The 20,664-nt window shown below is 62.0% G+C and carries 20 protein-coding genes (1 of these 20 running past the window's edge); 4 read left to right on the forward strand and 16 right to left on the reverse strand.

Annotated elements, in window-relative coordinates; translation table 11 throughout:
• A protein-coding gene (locus tag ACJJVH_RS13495) for a M23 family metallopeptidase (protein ID WP_112803061.1) crosses the window boundary here: on the forward strand, positions 1–1,558 show its 3' portion. Its footprint begins 383 nt before the window's first position; only the last 1,558 of its 1,941 coding nucleotides appear in the window; its start codon lies off the left edge, out of view; it ends in the stop codon at positions 1,556–1,558.
• A 171-nt stretch (positions 1,559–1,729) separates the two neighbouring features.
• Here ACJJVH_RS13495 and clpB read toward each other — a convergent pair whose 3' ends face one another.
• The 7 genes from clpB to ACJJVH_RS13530 form a co-directional block, all read right to left on the reverse strand.
• Complete coding sequence (gene clpB / locus ACJJVH_RS13500; protein ID WP_412064139.1) at positions 1,730–4,330, reverse strand: ATP-dependent chaperone ClpB; 2,601 nt, start codon at positions 4,328–4,330, stop codon at positions 1,730–1,732.
• A gap of 334 nt (positions 4,331–4,664) precedes the next feature.
• Positions 4,665–5,357 carry a DUF4167 domain-containing protein gene (locus ACJJVH_RS13505; RefSeq protein ID WP_412064140.1) on the reverse strand — a complete coding sequence of 231 codons (693 nt, stop codon included), beginning with the start codon at positions 5,355–5,357 and terminating at the stop codon, positions 4,665–4,667.
• A gap of 348 nt (positions 5,358–5,705) precedes the next feature.
• A complete protein-coding gene (gene prmC, locus ACJJVH_RS13510; RefSeq protein WP_113372137.1) occupies positions 5,706–6,581 on the reverse strand; it encodes a peptide chain release factor N(5)-glutamine methyltransferase in 876 nt (291 codons plus the stop codon).
• The gene (gene prfA, locus ACJJVH_RS13515) at positions 6,578–7,657 is read right to left on the reverse strand and encodes a peptide chain release factor 1 (protein WP_112802997.1); all 1,080 of its coding nucleotides are present in this window, start codon (positions 7,655–7,657) and stop codon (positions 6,578–6,580) included. The genes prmC and prfA overlap by 4 nt, the downstream gene beginning before the upstream one ends.
• Before the next feature lie 85 nt (positions 7,658–7,742).
• Entirely contained in the window at positions 7,743–10,010 is a 2,268-nt protein-coding gene (gene ptsP / locus ACJJVH_RS13520; RefSeq protein WP_112802999.1) for a phosphoenolpyruvate--protein phosphotransferase, read from the reverse strand.
• A gap of 100 nt (positions 10,011–10,110) precedes the next feature.
• Positions 10,111–11,385, reverse strand: coding sequence for an aspartate kinase (locus tag ACJJVH_RS13525; protein WP_112803001.1), 1,275 nt, complete (start codon positions 11,383–11,385; stop codon positions 10,111–10,113).
• Positions 11,386–11,556: 171 nt separating this feature from the next.
• Positions 11,557–12,183, reverse strand: a complete 627-nt coding sequence (locus ACJJVH_RS13530) for a hypothetical protein (protein WP_112803003.1) — start codon at positions 12,181–12,183, stop codon at positions 11,557–11,559.
• Positions 12,184–12,449: 266 nt separating this feature from the next.
• On the opposite strand from ACJJVH_RS13530, the gene ubiG reads away from it, so the two are divergent.
• Complete coding sequence (gene ubiG / locus ACJJVH_RS13535) at positions 12,450–13,202, forward strand: bifunctional 2-polyprenyl-6-hydroxyphenol methylase/3-demethylubiquinol 3-O-methyltransferase UbiG (RefSeq protein ID WP_113372135.1); 753 nt, start codon at positions 12,450–12,452, stop codon at positions 13,200–13,202.
• Between the two features lie 88 nt (positions 13,203–13,290).
• Here the strand turns inward: ubiG and ACJJVH_RS13540 are convergent, their stop codons facing one another.
• The 4 genes from ACJJVH_RS13540 to ACJJVH_RS13555 are packed head-to-tail and all read right to left on the reverse strand — an operon-like array spanning position 13,291 to position 15,662.
• Positions 13,291–13,719, reverse strand: a complete 429-nt coding sequence (locus ACJJVH_RS13540) for a DUF1178 family protein (RefSeq protein WP_412064141.1) — start codon at positions 13,717–13,719, stop codon at positions 13,291–13,293.
• A complete protein-coding gene (locus tag ACJJVH_RS13545) occupies positions 13,716–14,573 on the reverse strand; it encodes a carbon-nitrogen hydrolase family protein (protein ID WP_113386218.1) in 858 nt (285 codons plus the stop codon). Before ACJJVH_RS13545 ends, ACJJVH_RS13540 begins: the two co-directional genes overlap by 4 nt.
• A 24-nt stretch (positions 14,574–14,597) precedes the next feature.
• The gene (gene grxC, locus ACJJVH_RS13550) at positions 14,598–14,855 is read right to left on the reverse strand and encodes a glutaredoxin 3 (RefSeq protein WP_112803011.1); all 258 of its coding nucleotides are present in this window, start codon (positions 14,853–14,855) and stop codon (positions 14,598–14,600) included.
• A 30-nt stretch (positions 14,856–14,885) separates the two neighbouring features.
• Positions 14,886–15,662 carry a ComF family protein gene (locus tag ACJJVH_RS13555; RefSeq protein ID WP_412065170.1) on the reverse strand — a complete coding sequence of 259 codons (777 nt, stop codon included), beginning with the start codon at positions 15,660–15,662 and terminating at the stop codon, positions 14,886–14,888.
• A gap of 93 nt (positions 15,663–15,755) precedes the next feature.
• On the opposite strand from ACJJVH_RS13555, the gene ACJJVH_RS13560 reads away from it, so the two are divergent.
• The gene (locus tag ACJJVH_RS13560) at positions 15,756–16,640 is read left to right on the forward strand and encodes a methyltransferase domain-containing protein (protein ID WP_113394120.1); all 885 of its coding nucleotides are present in this window, start codon (positions 15,756–15,758) and stop codon (positions 16,638–16,640) included.
• Between the two features lie 154 nt (positions 16,641–16,794).
• Here the strand turns inward: ACJJVH_RS13560 and ACJJVH_RS13565 are convergent, their stop codons facing one another.
• Both ACJJVH_RS13565 and ACJJVH_RS13570 read right to left on the reverse strand, forming a co-directional pair.
• The gene (locus ACJJVH_RS13565) at positions 16,795–16,977 is read right to left on the reverse strand and encodes a Flp family type IVb pilin (RefSeq protein ID WP_112803015.1); all 183 of its coding nucleotides are present in this window, start codon (positions 16,975–16,977) and stop codon (positions 16,795–16,797) included.
• Positions 16,978–17,053: 76 nt separating this feature from the next.
• The gene (locus tag ACJJVH_RS13570; RefSeq protein WP_112803017.1) at positions 17,054–17,371 is read right to left on the reverse strand and encodes a hypothetical protein; all 318 of its coding nucleotides are present in this window, start codon (positions 17,369–17,371) and stop codon (positions 17,054–17,056) included.
• A 336-nt stretch (positions 17,372–17,707) separates the two neighbouring features.
• Between ACJJVH_RS13570 and ACJJVH_RS13575 the strand changes: the two genes are divergently transcribed.
• Positions 17,708–18,091 (forward strand): hypothetical protein, encoded by a 384-nt coding sequence (locus ACJJVH_RS13575; RefSeq protein WP_412064142.1) that lies wholly within the window; start codon positions 17,708–17,710, stop codon positions 18,089–18,091.
• A 45-nt stretch (positions 18,092–18,136) separates the two neighbouring features.
• On the opposite strand, the gene mutT is transcribed toward ACJJVH_RS13575, so the two are convergent.
• Genes mutT through argJ form a run of 3 tightly spaced genes read right to left on the reverse strand, consistent with a single transcriptional unit; the run spans position 18,137 to position 20,578 of the window.
• Positions 18,137–18,550 carry an 8-oxo-dGTP diphosphatase MutT gene (gene mutT, locus ACJJVH_RS13580; RefSeq protein WP_112803020.1) on the reverse strand — a complete coding sequence of 138 codons (414 nt, stop codon included), beginning with the start codon at positions 18,548–18,550 and terminating at the stop codon, positions 18,137–18,139.
• Complete coding sequence (locus ACJJVH_RS13585; protein ID WP_412064143.1) at positions 18,547–19,368, reverse strand: GNAT family N-acetyltransferase; 822 nt, start codon at positions 19,366–19,368, stop codon at positions 18,547–18,549. The genes mutT and ACJJVH_RS13585 overlap by 4 nt, the downstream gene beginning before the upstream one ends.
• On the reverse strand, positions 19,337–20,578 hold the full coding sequence (gene argJ, locus ACJJVH_RS13590) for a bifunctional glutamate N-acetyltransferase/amino-acid acetyltransferase ArgJ (RefSeq protein ID WP_113361040.1): 1,242 nt from the start codon (positions 20,576–20,578) through the stop codon (positions 19,337–19,339). The genes ACJJVH_RS13585 and argJ overlap by 32 nt, the downstream gene beginning before the upstream one ends.
• Positions 20,579–20,664: the final 86 nt, after the last annotated feature.

Here is a 20,664-nt window from a genome sequence, read left to right on the forward strand (position 1 = left end):
CGCGCTCGCCACCAATCGCCTCGCCAGCGAAAGCTATCCGCCTTTCGATCCCCTTGCGATCTTCTCCGCCGACGAGAACATACCGCCGCCGGCCAACAAGACCGGCGCGATCTACGGGTCCGACGTCGAATCCGAAGTCAGTCTCAAGACGGTTCCCTTTCCCGCCAAGGATATTCCCTTCCAGCTCGCCGGCTCCATGTCGCTCGAAGAGGTCGAGGAGAATGTCCGCTCCAACGGTTCGGTGCTCGCCGATGGCAATACCCAGCTTTCGGCGCTCTATTATGTCGACCCGCGCCGGTTCGCCAACGACGATTCCGATGTCGACCTGACGGCCGGCCTTGCCGCCCGCATCGTCGAGGAGAACATGTCCGTCTCGGCTTCGGAAGCCGTGACCGCGCAGACCGAGGAATTTGCCGACGATATCATAGCCGTTCGCCAGAACACGCCGATCGCCACGGCGCTGACGGGAGCCGGATACCTCAAGGCGGATGCAGACGACATCGCCGCAAAGATCCAGCCGCTCTTCGGCTCGGCCAACGTCGCCGCCGGCGACGTGCTGCGCATCGGCATCCTGCAGAAGGGCGAGCAGGCCAAGATCATCCGCGCCAGCATCTATCGCGGCACCAGCCATCTGCTCACCATCGCACAGAACGACCACGGCGACTTCGTTGCCGGCAGCGCTCCGCCGATGCTCGACGCCATTGCCACCGCCTTCGACAACGATGCCCCCGCCATCTCGGCCGGGCGCGATCTGCCGAGCGTCTATGACGGCATCTACCGCGCAGCACTTTCCTACGGCATGACCAAGGAGATGGTGGCGCAGATCGTCAAGCTGCTCGCCAGCAATGTCGATTTCCAGGCGCAGCTGAAACCGACGGATTCGCTGGAAGCCTTTTTCTCGGTTGCCGACGACAAGGGTCAGGCAACGGCCGATTCCGAACTGCTCTACGTCAATGCCAGGTTCGGCGATAACGTGACGCGCTTCTACCGCTTCGAGGACCCGGCCGATCACTCGATCGACTACTTCGACGAGAACGGCAAGAGCATCCGGCAATTCCTGCTGCGAAACCCCGTTCCCACCGGCATCTTCAAATCCGGCTTCGGCATGCGCCGCCACCCGATCCTCGGCTTCGCCCGCATGCATACCGGCGTCGACTGGGCAGCCCCCCGCGGCACGCCGATCATCGCGGCCGGCAATGGCATCGTCGAAAAGGCGGGCTGGGATTCGGGCGGCTTCGGCAACCAGACGCTCATCCGCCATGCGAACGGCTATGTCTCCTCCTACAATCACCAGAGCGCGATCGCCAAGGGCATCGTCCCGGGTGCCAAGGTGGTTCAGGGGCAGGTGATCGGCTTCATCGGCTCGACAGGTCTCGCGACCGGCCCGCATCTGCACTACGAGCTGATCGTCAACGGCACCAAGGTCGACCCCTTGCGCATTCGCCTCCCTGGCGGCAAGTCGCTCGAAGGCGATGCGCTCGCCAAGTTCCAGGAAGAGCGCAAGCGTATCGATGCGCTGCTCAGCGACGACAAGTCGAAGCAGATCGCCAGCAAGTAGCCGAAACGGCCTGCCGCTTTCGTGATAGTACCTCACCGCTTCGGCAAGAATGATATGTATTCTCAGGCGTCATGAGCCCGCGGGTCAGCGGCGAGGCCCCGCATCGCCACCGCCGACAGCAAAATGGCGGCCCGAAGGCCGCCATCCGCAATGCTATTTGGCCATTCCGGCTCAGGCCGCTTCGTTCACGGCCTGACGCGGGCGGAACAACAACCGGTCCGAGCCGCTGGTGACCCTCACGACGGAACCGTCCGGAATCTGCCCGGAAAGGATCTGCTCGGCGAGCGGATCCTGGACATATTTCTGGATCACCCGCTTCAGAGGCCTTGCGCCATAGACCGGATCGTACCCCTTGTTGGCGAGCCAGTTGCGCGCGTCTTCATCGAGCTCGAGCGTGATCTTGCGCTCCGACAGCAGCTTCAACAGCCGCTCCAGCTGGATATCGACGATCGCGCCCATCTCATCGCGCTTCAGGCGGTGGAACAGGATGATCTCATCGATACGGTTGAGGAATTCGGGCCGGAAATGCGACCGGACCACTTCCATCACCTGCTCGCGTACCTGATCGCTGTCATCGCCGTCCTTCAACTGCGTCAGATATTCGGCGCCCAGGTTGGAGGTCATGATGATCATCGTGTTGCGGAAGTCGACCGTGCGGCCCTGCCCGTCCGTCAAGCGTCCGTCGTCCAGAACCTGGAGCAGGATGTTGAAGACATCGGGATGCGCCTTCTCGATCTCGTCGAACAGCACGACCTGATAGGGCCGGCGGCGGACGGCTTCCGTCAGCGCACCGCCTTCCTCATAGCCGACATAGCCGGGAGGAGCACCGATCAGCCGGGCCACGGAATGCTTCTCCATGTACTCGGACATATCGATACGCACCATGGCCGTATCGTCGTCGAAGAGGAAGCGGGCAAGCGCCTTGGTCAGCTCCGTCTTGCCGACACCGGTCGGGCCGAGGAAGATGAACGAGCCGATCGGCCGGTTCGGATCCTGCAGGCCGGCGCGAGAGCGGCGAACGGCACGCGAGACCGCCTGAACGGCATCGCCCTGACCGACGACCGACTTTGCCAGCTCGTCTTCCATCCTGAGCAGCTTGTCGCGCTCGCCTTCCAGCATCTTGTCCACGGGAATTCCGGTCCAGCGGGAAACGACCTGGGCGATGTTGTCGGCGGTGACGACCTCCTGCACCATGGAATCGCGGGCATTGTCCTGCTCTTCCGCGGCGTGGAGCTCTTTCTCCAGATCGGGGATCACGCCATAGGCAAGCTCGCCGGCACGCTGGAATTCACCCTTGCGCTGGGCGATCGCCAATTCGTTGCGGGCATCGTCGAGCTGCTTCTTCAGATCGGCGGCAAGACCCAGCTTCTGCTTTTCGGCCTGCCAGCGCGCCGTCAGCGCATCGGCTTCCTCTTCCAGCGAGGTAAGTTCGGTCTCCAGCCGCTTCAGCCGATCGGCCGAGGCCTGATCGGTCTCCTTCTTCAACGCTTCGCGCTCGATCTTCAGCTGGATGATGCGGCGGTCGAGCTCATCGAGCTCTTCCGGCTTGGAATCCACCTGCATGCGCAGGCGCGCCGCGGCCTCGTCCATCAGGTCGATGGCCTTGTCCGGCAGGAAGCGGTCGGTGATGTAGCGGTTCGACAGCGTCGCGGCGGCCACCAGCGCCGCATCGGCGATGCGGACCTTGTGATGCTGCTCGTACTTTTCCTTCAGGCCACGCAGGATCGAGATCGTATCCTCGACCGTCGGCTCTTCGACCATGACGGGCTGGAAGCGGCGTGCGAGAGCGGGGTCCTTCTCGACATGCTTGCGGTATTCGTCGAGCGTGGTCGCGCCGACGCAGTGCAGCTCGCCGCGCGCAAGGGCAGGCTTCAGAAGGTTCGACGCATCCATGGCGCCATCGGCCTTGCCGGCACCGACCAGCGTGTGCATCTCATCGATGAACAGGATGATCTCGCCGTTTTCCGACTGCACTTCGTTGAGCACGGCCTTCAGCCGCTCTTCGAACTCGCCGCGGAACTTCGCGCCGGCAATCAGGGCGCCCATGTCGAGCGCCATCAGCTTCTTGTCCTTCAGCGATTCCGGCACGTCGCCATTGACGATGCGCAGCGCCAGGCCTTCGACGATCGCCGTCTTGCCGACGCCGGGCTCGCCGATGAGCACGGGATTGTTCTTGGTGCGGCGGGAGAGAACCTGGATCGTGCGGCGGATTTCGTCGTCGCGGCCGATCACAGGATCGAGCTTGCCTTCGCGAGCCTCGGCGGTGAGGTCACGGGCATATTTCTTCAGGGAATCGAAACCCTGCTCGGCATTGGCGGAGTCCGCCGTGCGGCCCTTGCGGATATCGTTGATGACCTGATTGAGGGCAACGGGCGTTACGCCTGCCTTCTTCAAGCTTGCCGAGGTGGAAGCGGTGGGCTCGATCGCCAAAGCCTGCAAGAGGCGTTCGACGGTGACGAAACTGTCCCCGGCCTTCTTCGCAGCGTCTTCGGCGGTGGCAAACACCTTGGCGAGCGGCTGCGAGAGATAGACCTGACCGTCACCCCCGGAAACCTTCGGCAGCTTGGCAAGAGCGGCATCGTTGGCAAGGCGGGCAGCCTTGGCATCGCCGCCGGCGCGCTCGATCAACGAGGAAGCCATGCCCTGATCGTCGTCCAGCAGCACCTTCAATACATGTTCGGGAGTAAACTGCTGATTGCCCTGTGCAAGCGCATTCGTCTGGGCGGATTGCAGGAAACCGCGCACCCGCTCGGAGTATTTTTCAATATTCATATCTATACCTCCATGAATCGTTCTGCCCTGACCGGCGCAGATCGATGTTCGAGATTGAGCCCCCTCAAGAGGCAGGCCCGCCTTTCCGCCATTGAGATTTGCGGCAAGGCAACTGAGGAGAATATGGGAGGGTATTTGGAGAGTTTAAAGGGCTGCGGAGGGGAAAAAGCGGCGATGATCGTCCCATTCGTATCCGCGGATTTTAGAGATCGCCGCCGCTCCGGAAACGCGACCATCGGTTCGGACAAAAAAAGAAAATGGCGGCATCAAGCCGCCATTTTCGCTACGGTGTCGTACAGGTTTAGCCGTTTCCTCGACGAGGAAGCGCAAAGCCTTATTCCGAGGCGGCTTCCGCCAGAGCCGGAGCCTGGTCCGAAGCGGCTTCGCCCTGACCTTCTCCATCGGCCGCGGCAGCATTGCGGCGCGGCTGGCGACGCGGACGGTTGCCGGTGCTGCGACGGCGCGGTTGGCGCTCCGTGGCAGCCACCGCAGGCGTCTCTTCTTCGATGGCGACTTCGGCCGGAATGCCTTCGATCACCGGCTGGGGGCCGGTTCCGTCGATGACTTCGGGCTCGGGAGCCGGTGCGGCGACGGCCGGCGCAGGCTGCGGGCGAGCCGCGGGCTGGGCCATCTGCGGCTGATCGTCGATCTCCTGCGCATCGATATCGTCGATGTCGCGGTCGGCAGCGTCGCGGTCATTGTAATTGTGGTGCTCGTCGCGCTGATAGCGCTCCTGCATCTGCGCCTGGGCGCTGGCAATGATCCGATTGTAATGCTCGGCATGCTGCAGGTAGTTTTCAGCCATGACGCGGTCGCCGGAGCTCTGCGCATCGCGAGCCAGGGCTGCGTATTTTTCGGCGATATGCTGCGCGGTTCCGCGGATCTTCACGTCGGGACCGGAGCTGTCGTAAGTCCTGGTCAGCGGGTTAGAGCCTTTGCGGTTGAAATTGTTGTTGTTATTTCCACCGCCGCCGCCGTTGTTGTTACCACGCCCCCGACCGCGCTTGTTTTGCTGTCCTGGCCTCATAGATCCTTCACCTGAATTCTCTTCGTTGGGATAAAATCATACACGACACCTGCCGCCGCGGTCTGGACACTCCAGAACCAGGGCCTGCGTGCCGCAAGCAAACTGCGCTTTGGCGCCGGTCTGCCGCTCGACTACGTCAGATTAAACTGATCACGCATTGGGTTATCTTCAACCTTTGACACTCTTACCAAAGAGCGGATCCCCGAGGCTGTCCAAGACAGGCGAATCGTTTCACCCATTCCCAGCCGCCCAACGCGTGAGGGCAACCTATATTGCTTCCTCGGGAAATCCAAGCTTTTTCTTTGCGATAACAACAGGGGTTCCACAAATCTGCTGCACAATGTCGCGTTAATGTTGAAATTCAAACACAAGGACCCGGTCGTTCTGGCCGTAGTCACGAACCGCTTCGACAAGGGAAAATCCTGCTCCTTCAAAAACGGAAGTCACCGTCTCACGCTGATCGTAACCGATCTCCACCCCTATCATGCCGCCCGGGTGCAGAAACCGCGTCGCATCCTTTGCGATCGCCCTATATGCATCCAGCCCATCAAGGCCTCCGTCAAGGGCCGCGGGAGGATCGAAATCCTTTACTTCTGGAGCGAGAGTGGAAATGACACTGGACGCAATATAGGGCGGATTTGAGACAATCACATGAAAACGTTCGTGGATGGCGTCAAACCAGCTGCCATGCGCCGTGCTGAACCGCGCCGCCAGGCCATTTCGCTCAGCGTTCCCGCGAGCAGTTTCCAGCGCCTCGCTGGAAATATCGGAACCGACACCCGTGGCTTGCGGACATTCGCGAAGCAGCGCAAGACAGATGGCTCCGGTTCCCGTTCCTAGATCCAGTATGTGGAGACTGCCAAGCCTCGTTTCAAGGCGCCGCACATGCGGCAGCATCGTATCGACGAGAATTTCGGTATCGGGCCGCGGCTCCAATGTCGCCGCCGAGAGGCGCAAGGGCAGGCCGTAGAACTCCCGCTCGCCAAGAATCCGGTGAACAGGCTCGTGGTCGAGCCGGCGGGCGATCGCGGCCCGCACCGCCGCCTCATCGCCCGGAGAGACAGGCTCGGAACCGCGCGTAACCAGCTCTGTGGAGGAAAGATGCAGGAGACCACAGGCGAGAATACGCGCCTCGGTCGCGGGATCGTCGAGATCGGCCTCGACAAAACGGGCACGCATCTCCTGCAGGAGTCCGGATACCGTCGGCCCCTGCCCGCCGCTCATGCCTGTTCGCCAAGCTGGGCAAGCTGGCTCGCCTGGTAATCCGCCAGGAGCGCATCGACCACCTCGTCGATCTCGCCGACCATCATCCGGTCGAGCTTGTAGAGCGTCAGGTTGATGCGGTGATCGGTGACACGGCCCTGCGGGAAATTGTAGGTGCGGATGCGCTCGGAGCGGTCGCCGGAGCCGACCTGGCTCTTGCGGTCGGCGGACCGCTCGCTGTCGGCGCGCTGGCGCTCCATGTCGAACAGGCGAGAACGCAGCACCTGCATTGCCTTCGCACGGTTCTGGTGCTGCGACTTTTCCGAACTCGTCACCACGATACCCGAGGGAATATGGGTGATGCGCACGGCCGAGTCCGTCGTATTGACGTGCTGGCCGCCGGCGCCCGAAGAGCGCATGGTGTCGATGCGGATATCCTCGGGCCGGATTTCGATATCGATTTCCTCGGCCTCCGGCAGCACGGCGACAGTTGCCGCAGAGGTATGGATACGGCCGCTGGCCTCGGTTTCCGGCACGCGCTGCACGCGATGCACGCCGGATTCGAATTTCAGCCGGGAAAACACACCCTTGCCGCTGATCGTGGCGATGATTTCCTTGAAACCGCCGGCTTCGCCCTCGCTGGCCGAAAGCACGTCCACCTTCCAGCCGTTGCTGGCGGCGAAACGCTCATACATGCGAAAAAGGTCGCCTGCGAAAAGGGCCGCTTCGGAGCCGCCCGTGCCGGCGCGGATTTCGAGGATCGCGCTCTTCTCGTCGGCGGCGTCCTTCGGCAGGAGCTCGATCTGGATATCCTTTTCCAGCGTCTCGATGCGCTCCTTGACCTCGGGCAGTTCCATCTCGGCAAGATCGCGCATCTCGCGGTCGACCGACTTGTCGGAAAGCATGGACTCGAGATCGGCCGCCTCGGCGACAGCCCGCTCGTAGTCGCGGATCCTGGTGACGACCGGCTGCAGTTCGGAATATTCGGAAGCAAGCTTCACATAGACATCCGCGGCCGGACCTGCGGACATGCGCGCCTCGATCTCGCCGAACCGGCGTTCCAACTCGCGCATTTTTTCAATGGGGAGCTTCGCCACCCTGAACTCCAATTCTTCTTATTATGTCTGATGTAGTGCGCATGATCCTGTCCGGAAACCGCTTCGTGTTCTTCGGGATCACGCGCTAAAGGGGAATATTGTGGCTTTCGGCAAAGCTTACAAGAATTTCGCGCATCGAGGCCGTCGGCTGCTTGTCGTTCAGCGCCTCCTCCATGACCGTGGAGAGAGCCTGCAGATCGAGCCCGAGCAGCATCGCCTTGACCGGACCGATCGAGGCCGGCGACATCGAGACCGAACGGAAGCCGATGCCGAGCAGGGCCATGGCCGAGATCGTCTTGCCTGCCAGCTCTCCGCACAGCGTCACCGGCGTCTTGTTGCGCTCGCCGGCGCGCACGATGTCGCGCAGGATGCGCAGGAACGGGCGGTCGAGCGGATCGAAACGATCCGACACGCGGGCGTTGCCGCGATCCACCGCCATCGAAAACTGGAACAGATCGTTGGAGCCGACCGAGACGAAATCGACTTCGGCCATCAACTCGTCCAGCTGCCACAGCAGCGCCGGCACCTCCAGCATCGCGCCGAACTGCAGCTTGCGCGGCAGGCCGTGACCGAAGCGCGAGAGATGCTGCACTTCCTTCTGCAGGAGCTCGCGCACCGCCCTGATCTCGGAGACTTCCGTGACCATCGGCACCATCATCTTCAGCTCGCTGTCGGCCGCGGCCTTCAGCATGGCCCTGAGCTGCGTACGCAGCAGGCCAGGGCGGTCGAGCGATAGACGGATGGCGCGCCAGCCGAGCGCGGGATTCTCTTCCTCATGCGCCCGGAAATAGGGAACGACCTTGTCGCCGCCGATGTCGAGCGTCCGGAAGGTGACGACGCGCCCGCCCGCCTGCTTCATGACGTTGCGATAGAACGCCTCCTGCTCATCCGCCTTCGGCATGGTCGAGGCGATCATGAACTGCAGCTCGGTACGGAACAGGCCGATCCCCTCGGCGCCCGATTCGGCAAGCTGCGGCAAGTCGACCAGCAGCCCGGCATTCATCAGCAGCGAAATGCGCTGCCCGTCCTTCGTGACCGGCTCGACCGAGCGCAAGGCACGGAACTGCTCCTGCCGGCGGGCGCGGAACCGCACCTTCTCCTCATAGGAACGCTGGTGATCGGCCATAGGCCGCAGATGAACATGGCCGCCGTCGCCATCGATGATGACCGGATCGCCGTTTTCCGCCAGCGCGACGATGCCCGTTGCCTGCCCGACGACGGGAATGCCCATGGCGCGCGCGACGATGACGACGTGGCTCGTGACCGCGCCTTCTTCCAGCACCAGGCCCCGGATATTGGCGCGCGGATAATCCAGCAGTTCCGCAGCCCCCATGGCGCGGGCGAAAATGATCGCATCGTTCGGGAAGCCTTCGGCGCTGGTGCGGCCGGAATAGCCGATGAGCTGCCTGAGCAACCTGTTCGCCAGATCCTCGAAATCGTGCATGCGCTCGCGCAGATAGGGATCGGTCAGGCGCATCATGCGCGCCTTGGTATCGCTCTGCACTTTTTCCACCGCCGCTTCGGCGGTCAGACCGTTGCGGACGGCTTCCTCGAGCTTTCTCACCCAACCCTGGTCGTGCGCGAACATCCGGTAGGTTTCCAGCACCTCGCGATGCTCGCCTTCCATGGATACGTCACGGCGCGACAGCATGTCGTCGATCGAAATACGCAGCGAGCCAAGCGCGCCGGCCAGGCGGCCGATTTCCTTGTCGGTATCTTCGTTCAGCAGGTTGGTGACGACGATGCGCGGCTCGTGCAGCACGACATAGCCGAGGCCGATGCCCTCGTTGTAGCTGTCGCCGTCGATAGTGACCGAGCGGGTGAGATCGAGCTCCAGGCCGGGCTTGGTGATCTTCTTCAGCTCGCCGGTGGCGATCATCTCGGCGAGCACCATCGCCGTCGTCTCGAGCGCTTCCAGCTCTTCCTCGCGATAGGTGCGGCTCGCCTTGTTCTGGACGACGAGAACGCCGAGCGAGCGGCCGGTGCGCAAAATCGGCACGCCGAGGAAGGAATGGTAAATCTCTTCGCCGGTTTCCGGCAGGTAGCGGAAAGCGGGATGCGATTGCGCGTCCGAAAGGTTGAGCGGCTGGGCGGAGGCGGCGATCGTGCCGACCAGACCCTGTCCCATCTTCAATTGCGAAAGGTGCACGGCCTCCTTGTTGAGGCCTTCGGTGGCGTAGAGTTCGAGCACGCCGTCGGCGCGCAGCACATAGACCGAGCAAACCTCGGCGACCATGTTGCTGGCAATCTGCCGCACGATTCGGTCAAGGCGCTCCTGCGGCTCCAGCGGCTCCGCCATTAGCTCGCGTAGCCGCTTGAGCAGAACGCGTGGACCGCCGGATAGGTCTCTCATTGCGCCACTAGCTCCCGAATCAAGATGTCATGCCTGTCTTGCCCACGTCAGGGCCGGCCGAAACTCGCCTCCGTCACGGTCCGTCGTCAGCAGTCCTGAATCAACTCTTATCCAGACCGTAGCAGGAATGCAAAGTCCTGACTGCGAGTTCTGCATAAGGACCGTCGATCAGGATGGAAATCTTGATTTCCGACGTCGTAATCGCCTTGATGTTGATGCCTTTTTCGGCAAGTGCCCGGAAAGCGGTCGCAGCCACGCCTGCATGCGAGCGCATGCCGATGCCGATGACCGACACCTTGACCAGGCCTGATTCGCTCTGGACGACGTCGTAGCCGATCTTTTCCTTGTTTTCGCCGAGCACGCGCAGCGCCTTCTCCGCATCGCCGGAAGGAACCGTGAAGGTCATGTCGGTCTTGGAGCCGTCCTCCGAAATGTTCTGGACGATCATGTCGACATTGATGTGGTTTTCGGCCAGCGGCCCGAAGATGGCGGCGGAAACGCCCGGCCGGTCGGCAAGACGGCGCAGCGAGATCTGGGCCTCATCCTTGGCATAGGCAATGCCGGTGACTACTTCCTGTTCCACGATTTCATCCTCGTCACAAATCAGCGTTCCGGGCGGGTTGAGCAGATCGCCCATGCCCGGAGCATCGGGATCCTCGAAAGAAGAGCGCACGAAGGTGCGGACCTTAAAGACCATGGCCAGCTCGACCGAGCGCACCTGCAGCACCTTGGCGCCGAGAGAGGCCATTTCGAGCATTTCCTCGAAAGCGATCTTCTTCAGGCGGCGCGCCTTCGGCTCGATACGGGGATCGGTCGTATAGACGCCGTCGACGTCGGTATAGATGTCGCAGCGGTCGGCCTTGACGGCAGCGGCGATCGCAACGGCCGAGGTGTCGGAGCCGCCACGGCCGAGCGTCGCGATGCGGTTGTCCGGACCGAGGCCCTGGAAACCGGCAACGACGGCGACCTGACCGTCCTTCATGCGGCGGACCATGTCCTCGCCGTCGATGTCGAGAATGCGGGCCGCGCCGTGCGCGTTGTCGGTGCGGATCGGGATCTGCCAGCCCTGCCAGGAGCGGGCGTTGACACCCATGGCCTGCAGCGCGATCGCCAACAGGCCGGAGGTGACTTGCTCACCCGAGGCGACCACGGCGTCATATTCGCGCGCATCGTAGATCGAATGATCGGCACCGGCCACTTTCGGCATGTTCTGTACCCAGCCGACCAGTTCGTTGGTCTTGCCGGACATGGCGGAAACGACGACCGCGACCTCATGGCCGGCATCGACTTCGCGTTTCACATGGCGTGCGACATTCCTGATACGGTCCAGATCCGCGACGGAGGTTCCGCCGAATTTCATCACAATGCGTGCCATGTGCCTCTACCAGTACCCTGTGCCGGGCGGCCGAATGCGGAAAGCCCGACATGCAAAATCGCCCTTCCAGTTCGGTAGCCGGAAAAGCGTGATCCCAATGGGGCCGTCTCTTAGCGAGTTTGTCAGGCGGGTGCAATAGCATCAGCGGCCCGATTCGCCTAAAACTATCCCTTAAAACTCCACTTTCAGACTCGACCAAAGCTTGTCCAGAATGGTGCCTTCCTTGGGGATATTTTGCTTGTTCAGGAAGGTGGCGACGAGCACGCCGCCCTCCGGCCGCCCGGTCGCGACGATCTCGTAGTCCATGACGTCGTTGTCCGTGGTCGTCTCGGCCTTCACGCCCTTCAGCACTGTGCCGCTCGGAAGCGTGCGCTCCGTCGCCTCCTTGGTCATCTTGGCGCCGCCGCTGATGCTTTCCTGCACCATCTGCTGCAGCACGAAATCGGTGATGCCGGTCGGGTTGAGGCCCTTGTATTCCTGTACGACGATGCCGGTGCCGATCGGCGTCAACAATGCATATTGCTGCACGCCGCCGCCAAGATCGGTCTTCGCGACGGTAAACTTGCCATCATGATCGAAGGAAAACTTGCCGCCGGCGAAGGTTACGGATTCGCTGCGCTGCAGTTCCACGGCAAGCTTGCGGCCATCCTTGAGGGTAACGTCGAGCGCATCGCCGGGATTGATGCCGACATTGACGCCATCGATCGTCAGGCGAAACCCCTTGCCGTCTCCGGCGTTTGCATGGCCGACCGCCAGACAGCCAATGGCGATAGCGGTCGCGAGACGGAATGGTCTCATGAGGAACTCCTCTCCAAGCCGGTCGATCGGAATAGATCCCGGTTCTGAAAGTCCATTTTGACAGCCCGGGCGATAGATCGGCCATACGATACCTCCCTGTCAACCTCGGCATCGCAATTCGCGCCTCCCCCGGCGCAATACCCCACAGGTGATCGAAAGCCGCAGCCCTTGACATCGCACGCCGATCGTCCGACTTCACATCTCGGACCAGAAATATCGCCAGCGGTCATCCGAACCGCGGAACGGCGCAAATCACGGAGCAAGCCATGAGCGAAACGGCAAAGAGCACGATCGACCAGAGCGAAGTGGACCGTTTTTCCGCCATGGCGGCCGAATGGTGGAGCCCGACCGGCAAGTTCAAGCCACTGCACAAGTTCAATCCGGTGCGCCTCGCCTATATCCGCGACCGCGCCTGCGAAAACTTCGGCCGAGACCCGAAGAGCAGCCGGCCGCTGGAAGGCCTGCGCGTGCTCGATATCGGCTGCGGCGGCGGCCTCTTGTCCGAGCCGGTGGCCCGCATGGGCGCGAGCGTCGTCGGCGCCGACCCTTCGGAAAAGAACATCGGCATTGCCTCGACGCATGCGAACGCGTCCGGCGTTCCCGTCGACTACCGCGCCGTCACCGCCGAACAGCTGGCCGAGGCCGGCGAGACCTTCGATATCGTGCTGAACATGGAAGTGGTCGAGCACGTCGCCGACGTCGAATTCTTCCTGTCGACCTGCGCGAAAATGGTGCGCCCCGGCGGCTTGATGTTCGTTGCGACCATCAACCGCACCATGAAGGCCGCCGCCCTCGCCATCTTCGCGGCGGAAAACGTGCTGCGCTGGCTGCCGCGCGGAACCCATCAATATGAAAAGCTCGTGCGCCCGGAGGAAATCGAAAAGCCGCTTGCCGCAAACAGCCTCGACATCATCGCCCGCACCGGCGTCTTCTATTCGCCGCTGCAGGACCGCTGGAATCTTTCGAAGGACATGGACGTCAATTATATGCTGCTGGCGAAGCGGCCAAACCTGAGCTGATCGCCCCGATAAGGCGTTAAAACAGGCTTAGACTGCCAATATGAACGGTGCGGGCGGCGTCCGGCTCGTTTGCCGACGCCACGCGACATCAATTGATATCGTCGGGCAGTACGGGAATAGCGGCGATCTCGATACCTTCCTCGACCAATGCTTGCGCCTCGTCCGGCGTCGCCCTGCCGATGATCCCGCGCGCGTCCGCCTCGCCGTAATGGATCTTGCGAGCCTCTTCCGGAAATTTCGTGCCGACGTCCTCGGCATTGGACCTGATGGTCTCGACAGCCTCCTTGAGCTTGACCAGCGCCTCCTTGCGGGCGGCATCCATGGCGAGCGTCTGCATCTCGTCCTTCTTGCGCGCCGTCGAAACCGAGGGTGCCATCAGAAGCTTGGAGATAGTAGCCGAATTGCACACAGGACAGGTCAGAAAACCGCTTGCAACCTGACGGTCGAAATCGGCGCTTTCGGAAAACCAGCCCTCGAATTCGTGGGCATTGTCACAGCTAAGCGAATAACGGATCAAGCAGCGACGCCTCCAGCCGCCGGCGTCGCGATCTTCTCCAGCGAAAATTCGCGCGCATTCTTCAGGTTCGGGATCTTGTCATGAGCTGCTTTCACCGCAGCAACGTCGATGTCGGCGACAATGACCGCCTCACCGCTGCCGCCGGCCGAAGCCAGCACCTTGCCCCAGGGATCGATGATCATCGAATGGCCGAAGGTTTCGCGGCCGTCCTCATGCTTGCCGGCCTGCGCGGCGGCGATGACGAACATGCCGTTTTCGATGGCGCGGGCGCGCAGCAGGATTTCCCAATGCGCCTCGCCGGTCTGCTTCGTGAAGGCGGCGGGCACCGTCATCACCTCGGCGCCGGCAACGGCCTGGGCGCGGAAGAGCTGCGGAAAGCGCACATCGTAGCAGATGGAAAAACCGAGCTCGGCAAAAGGCAATGATACGATGCGCGCTTCCGATCCCGGCCGGTAGGCGGCGCTTTCGCGCCAGCTCTCGCCATTGTCGAGATCGACATCGAACATGTGGATCTTGTCGTAACGGTTGATGAGTTTGCCCTCGGGACCGAAAAGAAGGCCGCGATTGGCGATCTTGCCATCATCGAGCGCAATGGCGGTCGAGCCGATGTGAAGGTATATGCCGAGTTCCTTCGCCAGCTCGGATGCCGTCTTGGCGATGATATCGCTGGCCTCGTCACGCAGGACGGCCCGCAAGGCCGGCCGGTCTTTCTGCACCGCGCCCGTCATCTCGGGCGTCTGCACATAGATCGCACCCTGCGATGCGGCATCGCGCACCAGACGCGCCATGTCGGCCGCGTTCTTCACCGGATCGACGCCGGAGCACATCTGGATGGCGGCAGCCTTGAAGCTCATCGTTTTCTCCCTCGTCAGGACAGGTCAGGCCGACAGCATCGGGTCGAGCTTGCCGGCGCGGTCGAGCGCATGGATATCGTCGCAGCCGCCGACATGCTCGCCGTTGATGAAGATCTGCGGGAAGGTCGAGGCACCCTTCGCCTTGGCGATCATCTCCTGCCGCAGTTCGGGCGAATAGGTTGCGTTGTGTTCGACATAATCGACGCCCTTGGATTCGAGCAGCGATTTCGCGCGGGCGCAATAGCCGCAGAATTCACGCGTGTAGATAACGACGGATGCCATGCTCCACTCCGGAAAAGCCTATATCGATTGTCATATAAGATGGCCGACGACCCTTGCAAAGGTCAAAACCGTGACATCGGCGGCGCCTGCTTTTCTCAGGGCCCGCGTTGCCGCCGCAACCGTTGCGCCGGTGGTATAGACGTCGTCGACCAGAACGATGCGCCGGCCGAACAGATCCGCCGCCCGGTGCTCCGAGACGGCGAAAGCGCCGCGCACATTGTCCTGTCGCGCCTTGGCCCCGAGGCCGACCTGCCGGCTCGTGCGCTTGACGCGCAGGAGCGCCGTCGCCAGCAGCGGCTTTCCCGACAGGCGGGCGACGTGGCGGGCAAGTTCGGCCGCCTGATTGTATTTCCGCGCAAACAGCCGCGCGCGGTGCAGCGGCACCGGAATGATCGCATCGCAGGTCTCGACCATCCCATCGCCGGCGCGCAGCATCCAGCCGGCCATCATCGGCGCGAGATCGGTGCGATCGCGGTATTTCAGGCTGAGAACGAGATCGCGCACGATGCCGTCATGAATGGCGGCGGAGCGCAGGCGGTCGAAGACGGGCGGATCGGCGATGGCCTCGGCGCTGAGAATGCCCTCGCCGAGATCATGGGAGAACGGGCTGCCCAGAACCTCGCAATAGGGCCGTTCGATGAAGCGGATATCGGACCAGCAGGCCGGGCAGAGGCCGCGATGCGCCCCGACCGAAACCCCGCACCCCGGACAGGCGGGCGGATAGACGAGATCGGCAAGCGCCAGCAAGGGCTTCTTCAGCCAGGCACCCAGCATGGATAAGGTGATTTCGTGCCCCATCATTCCCATATGATTGACACTAGCTTTTTCCCGCAGGCTTTGCGAAGGGAAAACACGCATGCCCGACATCTCGCCCAATTGATGATATCGCAGGAAATCGCCATGGAAATCGTGTTCGACCAATCGCTGCTTTCGGCCCGCAAACGACGGGCATTGAGACAGGGCGATCCGAAGGCGGCTTTTCTGCTGGATATTGCCGGGCGCGAACTGGCGGAACGGCTGGCCGTGACCGAGCGCCGTTTCGATGAGGCGGTCGAGCTGCACGGCGCGACCGGCATCGCTGCACGCCTGGCTCTGGCGACCGGCAAGATCGGGCATTTGAGAAGGATGGAAAGCGAGCTGGGCTTTGCCGCTCCCGATGAGACCCTTATCGAGGCACCGCAGGAGGAACTGCCGCTGGAGGCGGATTCCGTCAATCTCGTGCTTTCGCCCCTCAACCTGCATGTCACCAACGACACGCCCGGCGTCTTCATTCAAATCCGCCGGGCGCTGAAGGCGGACGGTCTTTTCCTGGCGGCGATTCCCGGCTCCGGAACGCTGCAGGAATTGCGCGACGTTCTGCTCGCGACCGAGATCGAGCTGACGGGCGGTGCCAGCCCGCGCGTCATCCCCTTTGCCGACGTCCGCGACGTCGGCGGTCTCCTGCAGCGTGCAGGCTTTACCCTGCCCGTCATCGACTCCGAAACCTACACAGTGCGCTATGACAATCTGTTCGCGCTGATGCGCGACCTGCGCGCCATGGGCATGACCAACCCGCTCGTCGACCGCAGCCGCAAGCCGCTGACGCGCGCTTTTTTCCTGCGCGCGGCCGAACTCTATGCCGAACGCTATTCCGATCCGGACGGCCGGATCAGGGCGACGTTCTCGATCATCTACCTGTCAGGCTGGACGCCGCATGAAAGCCAGCAGAAGCCGCTGCGGCCGGGTTCGGCCAAGGCGCGATTGGCCGATGCGCTCAAGGTCGAAGAGCACAAGCTGAAACAATAGAGCGGTTCCGCATCGCACGGATTCGCAAAACCGCTCTATCTCTTTGTTTGTATGCGATTACGGTTTGTATACGATTGCGGGCGGAAAGCCGCTGTGTGCTTTTCCTGGAATTGCTTTAGCCGGCAAGCCACGCCCGGCCCGGTCGCAAGCCCAATCAGTTCTGCGACGCGGCCGAATTTTCCATCGTGTTGGACAGCGTGTTGAACACGCTCGACAGGCTTCCGCCGAAGGCGCCGATGCCGCTGATGATCGCCGCCGACATCAAGGCGGCGATGAGACCATATTCGATGACCGTCGCACCGGTCTTGTCACTGAAAATACGCCTTACGGAACGCATAAGCTCGGAGCTCCCAGCATTGGACAACAGATGAATCCGATGCTCGTCATGGCATCCGGCAGGCTATGCTCATGTACTATTGGCAACCGCTGTCGGCGCCATATCCCTGAACGACGCAGACCGAACCCGGCTCCTGCTGCAGAACGCTGCGGCGGATCGTATAACGCTTGCCGTTTTCCGTCTGCGGGATCGAACCCGTGGTAATATTGTCAATCTCCGGCGCGCTTGCCAGCACGCGAGACTTCGATTTGTCGGAGAGCATCGGCGTAAGAATAAGCGAAAGCGCGACCGCCGCCGTGCCGAACAGCAGAGCGATATTCAACGCGCCCGTCCTGCGCGACGTGGAATAAGACTGCTCTTTCTCCTGAACAGCTTTCCAGAAATCGTCGTCCATTATGTCAAGCCTTCTTCAACGCACCCAACAACTGCTTGATTGAGAGCATTCAATGCCAGAAGGTCATAAACGATCCCTTAATATCCACATGCAAATTAATGAGACGTAAAATTCCGGGACAGTATTCGATTCGCGCTATGGAATTGATTTCATATGGCTAATTTCTATTAACCATATTTGCCGAGTGTCGGTCTCGGACATATGAAATGTTGCGCTGCGGACGCCCATAGGATCCAGCCTGCCGTCCGGCGCCAGCGCTCCTCCCCGAAGACAGCCGGAAGAAGATAAATTATAACGACACACCACAGGATTGAACTTGACGCACGGTCCCCCGATGTGACGTATGAAACGAACGCGGGTAGCATAGATCAGGGGGACGAGTGCATGGCGGGGTTGCTTAAAGTCGCGGGCGGCTTGGTTGTCGGTTTTGCGATCCTGGCCATTGTCGTCACGCTCTTTGCCGGAGGCATGGACAGCCTTCTTGCCGTGTTGCCCGACGCCGTTTCGGGCACGCTTGGCGGCCTGCTGATCATCGCCTTCGGCGTGCTGCTCGAACATCTGGAAACGATCAGCCGACATTCGGCCAGACAGGCAGACCTGTTGACGGAACTACTGCGTCAAACACCGAAGGGGAGCTCTCCTCATCTGGCGTCGAGGGATTCTGCCGCAAAAAGTCTCGATCAGCTGGCGCAATCGAACTTTCGATTCAAGGAAATCTGACATCTGTCGTTTTCGGCGAGGCGCTCGGCCGCCGAAATGGCAATTCTAAAGCAGATCCTGCAGAAACGGGATCAGCGGCTCGTCGGCCGGCGGCATCGGATAGTCGCGCAGGGCCTGCGGCCGCACCCACTTGATCGCCTGCCCTTCCCGGCCATGCGGGATTCCCTCGTAGCGCCGGCAGATGTAGAGCGGCATCAGCAGATGAAAGGTCTCATAGGTATGGCTGGCAAAAGTCAGCGGCGCCAGGCAGGCAATCTTCGTCTGGATTCCGAGCTCTTCCTCAAGCTCGCGCACCAGCGTCTCCTCCGGCGTTTCGCCGGCCTCGACCTTGCCGCCGGGAAACTCCCACAGGCCGGCAAGCGACTTGCCTTCGGGACGCTGGGCCAGAAGAATACGGCCATCGGCATCGATGAGCGCGCAGGCGGCAACGAGAACGATTCTTCGGCCTGCTTCGCTCATGCGTCCCCCGGAGGTTGCCAATAACAATAACGGTAGGCCTCGCGGAAGCCGAAGCCGGCATAGAGTGCCAGTGCCGGCACATTGTCGACGCTGACCTGAAGCCATGCGGCCTTTGCGCTGCGCATCCGCGCCCAACGCAGCGCGGAGGTCAGGATTTCTGCGCCGAGACCCTTGCGCCGGTGCTGCGGCGAAACCGCGACCGACAAAACGCCGGCAAGATCGTTGTCCTGCACGCAAAGGGTCGTCGCCACGGGCCCCGCGTCGTCATTTTCGATGACGAACAGCCCCGATGGCGGCTTGATGCTGCTCACCACTTCGGCCAGCGCCGGCTTCAACGCGGGATCCGCCTCATCGACGATGAGGCTGGCGTCGACAAACCGGCCCACATCATGGCTGGGCAGGTGATCCAGCATATCCGGCAATTCCAGATCGACCAGATCGGCGATCATGACGAGAGTCTCGTCGAACCGCGTCCAGCCGCGCGCCTGCAGGAGGTCGATGAGCTGCGACGAAGCGAGCGGCGTCTCGCGCACCACCATCGGCCTGCCATAGGCCTCGAACTTGCGCTGCGCCTTGGCCAGGCGGATTTCGAGATCGCGATGATCCGAAGGATCGAGCGGCACGACCGAATTCAGCCGCTTCGACGGATGCCCGGCCGTCAGCCGCACCTGCCAGCTGCCATCATATTGCACGGACGAGGCAGGCCAAGCCCGGAAGCCGACAGCTTCGAGCCTGCGTACCAGGGGCAGCTTGTTCATCGTGGAATGCGCATGCATCGGCAGGATATCAGCTCCGGTAGTCGCCGTTGATGGCAACATATTCCTTGGTAAGGTCGCAGGTCCAGACCGTAGCGCGACCGCTGCCGAGCCCGAGATCGACCTTCACAGGAATATCCTGCCGCTTCATGACGTTCGAGGCTGCCTCCTCGGAATAGGAAGCGTCGCGCTCGCCGTTGACCGCGACGCGGACATCGCCGAACCAGATGGCCAGTTTGTCGCGATCCGCCATTTCGCCGGCCTTGCCGACGGCCATGACGACACGGCCCCAATTGGCATCCTCGCCGGCAGCCGCGGTCTTGACCAGCGGCGAATTGGCGATCGACAGCGCGATGCGCTTGGCGGCCGCATCGCTTTCGGCGCCGGTCACGGTGATTTCGAGCATCTTCGTCGCGCCTTCGCCGTCGCGAACGACCTGGATCGCAAGATCCTTCAGCAGTTCGTTCAGTGCCGTGCGGAAGGCGGCAAGCTTCGGATCGTCGGCACGGTCGATGCGTGCCTGCCCGTCGGACGCTGCCGCACCGGTGGCAAACAGCATCAGCGTATCCGAGGTCGAGGTATCGCTGTCGACCGTCATGGAATTGAAGCTCGGGCCGACGCCCTCGGAAAGCAGCGTCTGCAGGACGGAAGAGGAAATATCCGCATCCGTGACGACGAAGGAGAGCATCGTCGCCATGTCGGGCGCGATCATGCCGGCGCCCTTGGCAATGCCGTTGATAGTGACCTTGACGCCGCCGATCTCGGCGCTGCGCGTCGCGACCTTCGGATAGGTATCCGTGGTCATGATCGCCTTGGCGGCCTCGAACCAGAAATCGCTTGTCGCATCCTTCGCCATCGTGTCGAGCACGCCGGCAAATTTGGTGGCATCCAGCGGCTCGCCGATGACGCCGGTGGAGGCAAGGTAAACCTCGTTTTCACCGCAACCGACGGCCGCGGCCGCCGACTTTGCGGTCAATTCCGTCGCCTGACGGCCCTTGAGGCCGGTAAAGGCATTGGCATTGCCGGAATTGACGACGACAGCGCGCGCGCTGCCATGGGCCAGGTTGGCACGGCAGAAATCGACCGGGGCCGAAGGGCACTTCGAACGGGTGAAGACGCCGGCGACGGCGGCCGGCTTGTCGAAGACCATCAGCAGGACGTCGGTCCGGTTCTTGTACTTGATGCCGGCGGACGCCGTGGTCATGCGCACGCCGCGAAGGGCGGGCATGGCCGTGAAGGTTTTGGGTGCGAGCGGAGAAACGGAACCGGACATGAGAGCCACCTGAACGAGCACGATACCGGACGGCATCATGCTCTGCTTCTTTGATTCCGGAGCGGATTCGGATTTCAGGTCGATAC

It is taken from the genome of Rhizobium sp. SYY.PMSO (assembly GCF_046840415.1).
Lineage (GTDB): Bacteria > Pseudomonadota > Alphaproteobacteria > Rhizobiales > Rhizobiaceae > Rhizobium.

Coding starts and splice junctions, on each gene's coding strand:
- ACJJVH_RS13570 (WP_112803017.1), bottom strand. CDS start 17,371: ATGGACGACGATTTCTGGAAAGCTGTTCAGGAGAAAGAGCAGTCTTAT.
- ACJJVH_RS13555 (WP_412065170.1), bottom strand. CDS start 15,662: ATGGGAATGATGGGGCACGAAATCACCTTATCCATGCTGGGTGCCTGG.
- ptsP (WP_112802999.1), bottom strand. CDS start 10,010: ATGAGAGACCTATCCGGCGGTCCACGCGTTCTGCTCAAGCGGCTACGC.
- ACJJVH_RS13525 (WP_112803001.1), bottom strand. CDS start 11,385: ATGGCACGCATTGTGATGAAATTCGGCGGAACCTCCGTCGCGGATCTG.
- argJ (WP_113361040.1), bottom strand. CDS start 20,578: ATGTCCGGTTCCGTTTCTCCGCTCGCACCCAAAACCTTCACGGCCATG.
- ACJJVH_RS13545 (WP_113386218.1), bottom strand. CDS start 14,573: ATGAGCTTCAAGGCTGCCGCCATCCAGATGTGCTCCGGCGTCGATCCG.
- ACJJVH_RS13530 (WP_112803003.1), bottom strand. CDS start 12,183: ATGAGACCATTCCGTCTCGCGACCGCTATCGCCATTGGCTGTCTGGCG.
- ACJJVH_RS13565 (WP_112803015.1), bottom strand. CDS start 16,977: ATGCGTTCCGTAAGGCGTATTTTCAGTGACAAGACCGGTGCGACGGTC.
- ACJJVH_RS13585 (WP_412064143.1), bottom strand. CDS start 19,368: ATGTTGCCATCAACGGCGACTACCGGAGCTGATATCCTGCCGATGCAT.
- mutT (WP_112803020.1), bottom strand. CDS start 18,550: ATGAGCGAAGCAGGCCGAAGAATCGTTCTCGTTGCCGCCTGCGCGCTC.
- clpB (WP_412064139.1), bottom strand. CDS start 4,330: ATGAATATTGAAAAATACTCCGAGCGGGTGCGCGGTTTCCTGCAATCC.
- ubiG (WP_113372135.1), top strand. CDS start 12,450: ATGAGCGAAACGGCAAAGAGCACGATCGACCAGAGCGAAGTGGACCGT.
- ACJJVH_RS13505 (WP_412064140.1), bottom strand. CDS start 5,357: ATGAGGCCAGGACAGCAAAACAAGCGCGGTCGGGGGCGTGGTAACAAC.
- prmC (WP_113372137.1), bottom strand. CDS start 6,581: ATGAGCGGCGGGCAGGGGCCGACGGTATCCGGACTCCTGCAGGAGATG.
- ACJJVH_RS13560 (WP_113394120.1), top strand. CDS start 15,756: ATGGAAATCGTGTTCGACCAATCGCTGCTTTCGGCCCGCAAACGACGG.
- grxC (WP_112803011.1), bottom strand. CDS start 14,855: ATGGCATCCGTCGTTATCTACACGCGTGAATTCTGCGGCTATTGCGCC.